4 protein-coding genes are annotated in these 5640 nt (G+C 31.4%); 1 reads left to right on the top strand and 3 read right to left on the bottom strand.

Going from position 1 to position 5640, the window contains the following annotated elements; translation table 11 throughout:
• Both CRU91_RS11930 and CRU91_RS11925 read right to left on the bottom strand, forming a co-directional pair.
• Positions 1 to 2737 (bottom strand): molybdopterin-dependent oxidoreductase (locus tag CRU91_RS11930; protein WP_113895438.1); only part of this gene is annotated, 2737 nt, incomplete at its 3' end.
• A gap of 18 nt (positions 2738 to 2755) precedes the next feature.
• A complete protein-coding gene (locus CRU91_RS11925) occupies positions 2756 to 2980 on the bottom strand; it encodes a twin-arginine translocation signal domain-containing protein (RefSeq protein ID WP_113895437.1) in 225 nt (74 codons plus the stop codon).
• 481 nt (positions 2981 to 3461) lie between these two features.
• On the opposite strand from CRU91_RS11925, the gene selD reads away from it, so the two are divergent.
• Positions 3462 to 4499 (top strand): selenide, water dikinase SelD, encoded by a 1038-nt coding sequence (selD, locus tag CRU91_RS11920; protein WP_113895436.1) that lies wholly within the window; start codon positions 3462 to 3464, stop codon positions 4497 to 4499.
• 53 nt (positions 4500 to 4552) lie between these two features.
• On the opposite strand, the gene CRU91_RS11915 is transcribed toward selD, so the two are convergent.
• The coding region (locus CRU91_RS11915) for a TonB-dependent siderophore receptor (protein WP_113895435.1) at positions 4553 to 5640 on the bottom strand (1088 nt) is incomplete at its 5' end.

Genomic DNA, 5640 nt, shown 5'->3' with positions numbered 1-5640 from the left:
ATCCATAACTTGTTACTTGATTTGAATTCTCACCCATCGCATACGGAGCTGTACCAGTTGGATATCTATGAGTTAAATCCTCTCCACTCCACCATCCAGAGAAGTTCTGTGGTAAAAATACTGATTTCTCATCTACTCTTAAACTAACTTTACATTTTATTTTTATCTTTCCACCACCAGTTCCATATAGCCACATCATATCACCATCATTTAGCCCCAATCTTCCAGCTAAATTTGGATGTAACTCTCCATACATCTCTCCATTTAACTCTGCTAAATAGTGTGATGCTCTTGTCTCTGTCCCTGTTCCCATATGTTCAACTACTCTTCCTGAAACAACATTTATAGGATAACTTTTTGCCCAATCTTCTTTATTTTGTTCACTTTCATATCTAACATCTACTCTAAAATGGTTCGCTATATCTTTAACAGCTGGATAATCTTTAACTAAATCTGTTCTTGGAGAATGAAGTGGTTCTCTATGTTTTGGAATATTATCAATAAACTCCCAAACAATAGTTCTAGCTTTTGCATTTCCATTAGGAGTAAGTCCAGCAGCAAGTGCATATTTAGTTAATATACCACTAATATCTGTTTTCCAATTTGTACCTTTTACAAGTTCTTTTTCTTCAGCACTCAAAGTAACTCCAGCTAACTCTTCAATATTAGCTCCTGTTATTTCATCATATCCGCCTTTGATTCTTGAATCTTTTGGATATATTCCATCGTTTGCAAGTAAACTCACACCATTTCTTTGTGTCCCAAATCTTGTTCTAAATCCCATACCACCTTGAGAAACTGGTAAACTAGTATTAAATAAAACAGGACTTCCTGGATGCGTTTCACTCCAACAAGGCCATGGTAATCCATAATACTCTTTTTCTGTAATACCTTTTCCTTTTAAAGTTGAAGAATCAAACAGATGCCAATTCTCTTGATGTCTTTTTAATCTTTCAGCAGTTACTCCAGTTAAACCATGAGCTTTTAATGTTCTTGCAATTTCATTTGTTGCATCTTCTGGCCATTGGAAACTATCTCCTTTACCCATACCTGCAACAAATTCATTATAGAATCCCATTCTTTTTGCAAAATCAAATAAAATCTCTTGATCTTTTCTTGATTCAAAAAGTGGTTCAACAATTTGGCTTCTCCATTGTGTGCTTCTACCAGTATTTACAATTGAACCACAATTTTCAACTTGTGAAGCAGCTGGTAATAAAAACATATTATCACTTCTTGTTGTAATAACAGCAGCATCATTTACATATGGATCTATAAATACTACTAAATCTAATTTATCCAAAGCTTCTTTTGATTTATGAGTTTCTGTTACTGTTGAAACACCATTTCCTATACAAATAAGTGCTTTGATTTGAGTTCCACCATTATATTTAGCATTCTCTTCATCAAGAACACTATGTTTCCATAAAGATAAACTATTACCTTTTGATTCCATAAGTTCTTTTGATTTAAATCTTCCTTTTAACCACTCATAATCAACATTCCACTGTTTTGCAAAATATCTCCAAGACTCTTCACCTAAACCATAATACCCTGGTAATGTATCAGCAAGACAGCCCATATCAGTAGAACCTTGAACATTATCATGTCCTCTTAGAACATTACATCCACCACCAATTACTCCAACATTTCCAAGTAATAGTTGTAAAATAGCTCCCAATCTAGTATTTGATGAACCAATAGTATGGTGTGTCCAACCTTGATTCCAAATCAAAGCTCCTGGAGTTGATTTTGCAAATAATGTAGCAACTTGTATCAACTCCTCGGGTTTACAGCCTGTAATATCTGCAACTTTTTCAGGTGTGTACTCTTCACACTCTTTAAATATCTCTTCGATTCCATATACTCTATTATCTAAATACTCTTTGTTATACCATTTATTATCACGAATTAATCTAATCATTCCATATAAAAATGCAATATCAGTACCAGTTCTAATTCTACAATATAGATCAGACTTAGCAGCTGTTTTTGTATATCTTGGATCTATAACGATGATTTTTGCACCGTTTTGCTCTTTACCTTTTAATATATGTTGCATTGCAACAGGGTGTGCTTCTGCTGGATTTGCACCCATTATTAAGATAGCTTTAGAATTATGCATATCTCCTAAGTGATTTGTCATACCACCATATCCAAAAGTATTTGCAGCTCCTGCAACTGTTGGACTATGGCAAATTCTAGCAACGTGATCTATATTATTTGTTCCAAACATTGAAACAAATTTTCTAATATAAAAAGCTTGTTCATTACTAACTTTTGCTGAACCAAAGAACATAACAGAATCTGGACCATATTTTTCTCTCAACTCTAAAAGTTTGTTAGAAATTTTTGTCATAGCATCATCCCAAGATACTCTATTCCATTTTCCAGCAACTTTTTCTATTGGATACTGTAATCTATTTGTTGATCTAACTTTATCAATCATATCAGCACCTTTACAACAGTGCCCTCCATTGCTAACTGGGTGATCTTGAGCTACCTCTTGTCTTACCCAAACTCCATTATGAACTTCAGCTATTACTCCACATCCTACTGAACAGTGCATACAGATAGTTTTTACTAGTTTTGAGCCAGGATATGGATTTTTTACCTCTTCATCCGTAGCATCTCTTAAAACTTTTTCCGTACTTGCAAAAGCAGATGTTGCACTAAAAGCTGTTGCTAAAGAAGCCATTTTTAAAAATGTTCTTCGTCCAAAGCTATTTGCTCCCATTTTATCCTCCTATTAGACTTAATTTGCAGCTTTATAAAACTCTTCCCAAGCTGCTGATTTATTATAAAGAATCTCTTTTTTAGTTGATCTTCCTACAACTACTCCATTACCAACATTACTATTAGCTCCTCTATCTTGTCTTTCAGTCGTTGCTGCTGTTGCAACTACACTTCCAGCCAAAACAGAAGCCGCTATTCCTGCTCTTTTTAGAAATTGTCGTCTTTGTGCTAATACATCAGCCATGATAACTCCTTCATTGAATTTAGGGTAAAAAGCCCTTCTAAAATCTCTTTAAGGCTTTAGAAGAACCATTTATTAACAATAAGTTTGTAATTAATACTATTTGAGTTTTTTTAATTTTAAATGAATTTTTTCTACTATTAAATCAGTAGATAGTGAAGTGGTTATTTTTAGAAATATTTGTTTTTTCATAATGAATCTCTTATTCTTAATATATTTTATATTTAGAGATAAAGGAAGTATCAAGCTCTCTTTATGTAAAACCATAACCTATGGTTTATGAACTAAATTATGATGTAAGTATAATAAATTATTTATAATTAAAAACTTAAATAGTAAAATATTTTTTACTTTAAATTAGCTAAATTGATTAACTATACTATTTTTAAGTCAAATAAAATAGTAAAACTTTATTTACTTTAAATTAACTAATTTTTTAAAAATGCTTAAGTATAATGTACAAAATTAAAAGAAAGATATAAAAATGAATAACGAATATAAATTAACTAAATTCGTCCAAGCTGCTGGTTGTGCTGCAAAAATGGGTCCGGGGGATCTAAAACAAACTGTTTGCCACTTAAGCCCAGATGATGAAAGAGTTTTAGTAGGATTTGATACAAGTGAAGATGCTTGTGTTTATCAAATAAATGAATCTCAAGCTATTGTTCAAACACTCGATTTTATAACTCCTGTTCTTGATGATCCATATATTTATGGACAAATAGCAGCTGCAAATGCACTTAGTGATGTTTTCGCTATGGGAGCAGAAGTAAAAACTGCTATGAACATAGTTGGTTTTGACAGAAAAAATATTCCAATAGATGCTTTAGGAATGATACTTGATGGTGGAAATAGTAAAATCAGAGAGTGTGGTGGAGTGCTTTTAGGTGGACATACCATAGAATCACCTGAAATGTATTATGGATTATCAGTTACTGGAATGATACATCCAAATGAAGTTATAAGAAATAACACACCAAAAATTGGTCATGTTTTAGTTCTTACTAAACCTCTTGGTATGGGGATTTTAACAACAGCAATAAAAAGAGATTTATTAGAGTTAAATCTAATAAAAGATTGTGCGAAAATAATGGCAAGTTTAAACTACTTACCATCAAAAATGATGAGGAAATATGAAATAAGTTCTTGTACAGATATAACTGGATTTGGACTTATGGGACATGCTTTAGAGTGTACAAACAACTCAATTTCATTCAATATTTTTCACAAAGAAGTTCCTTTTGTAAAAGAGGCTTTTGATTTTGTGTCAAATGATGTATTTCCAGGTGGTACAAGAAGAAATATGAAATATGTGGAAGATAAAGTTAAGTTTTCATCAAATATTTCAGATATTTATAAAACAATACTTTGTGATGCACAAACTTCTGGTGGACTTTTAATAGCAATGAAAAAAGATGATGCAAAAGAGTTTGTAAAAGAACTAGAAGAGTATAGTTTTGGTTATGCAAGTATTATAGGAGAAGTAATTCCTAGAGATGAAAAAGCAATAATTATAATCTAATACTTACCTATATAAAGAGAGAAAACTCTCTTTATATTTTTATATTAAATATCTTAAAACCTATATTTTAAAGTAGCCATCCAATTTCTCTCTTCTCCATAATGATATGTTGTAAAATTAGTTTTATACTCTTTATCTAAAGCATTTTTAATATTTACTAATAAACTTAAGTTTTTATTGAATTCATAGTTTGCCATCAAATCTACTACATAATAATCATTTTGTGTAGCTTCTCCCACCATTTCAGGATGACCTGCCCTAATATAATTATTTTTTGCCCCATTATCCCAAGTTTCACTTTGCCATCTTACTCCACCACCTAAAGTTAATTGTGAAGTAGCTTTATAAGTTGTAAATAGATTTGCAGTTCTTGCTGGTATAGTTGTACTATTTAATCTTTTTCCATTTTTATCTTTAAGAATTGATGAAGAGAAACTAGCTTGAACTTGCCAATTTGGAGTTATTTCTCCTGCAACTTCAAACTCCCAACCTCTGTTTTTTGTATCATCTTCTGCTTTAGAAGCACAACCACCATTTGGGAGTCTATAACAAATTCCATTTTCATCTTCATCTGTTACGGCAAGATTATCTTTACCTGATTGAAATAGTGCAATACTAGAGTTTAATCTTCCATCAAACCATTCACCTTTTAAACCTACTTCATAGTTAAATCCAGTTTCTGGATCAAGGAAATTATCATTTCTATCTTTTGCATTTTGTGGGTTAAAAATCTCTGTATAGCTTGCATAAGTTGTAAGATTTTCTGTAATATCATAAGTTAAAGCTAAGTATGGTAAAAAATTATCAAATTTTCTATCATCTGCAATAGTAACACCATCCCAAATAGTTTTAGTTTTCCACTCACTATAACGACCACCTAAAATTGCTGATAAATCATCTGTAAAATTAAGTTTAGTTGATATAAAAGCACCATATTGAGATTGTTCAATAAGATCATCATATAATACATCACCCCAAATTGGTTCAGGGAATACAACTTTGTTATTAATCATTTTAATATCTTGTAGAGATATATTTGATTTATTAAGAGATGTATAAGGACTTTTGCTTTTTTGTCCATTAAATCCAGCTACTAAATCATGAGTTTGACCAAATAGTTCAAAACTACCATTTAGTTTTA

Origin of the sequence: Aliarcobacter vitoriensis, from assembly GCF_003316695.1 — a bacterium.
Lineage (GTDB): Bacteria > Campylobacterota > Campylobacteria > Campylobacterales > Arcobacteraceae > Aliarcobacter > Aliarcobacter vitoriensis.
This window is presented reverse-complemented; position numbering and strand designations above follow the sequence as displayed.

Excerpts from the sequence above, each read along its gene's own strand:
- selD (WP_113895436.1), top strand. The coding sequence starts at position 3,462 with ATGAATAACGAATATAAATTAACTAAATTCGTCCAAGCTGCTGGTTGT.
- CRU91_RS11925 (WP_113895437.1), bottom strand. The coding sequence starts at position 2,980 with ATGGCTGATGTATTAGCACAAAGACGACAATTTCTAAAAAGAGCAGGA.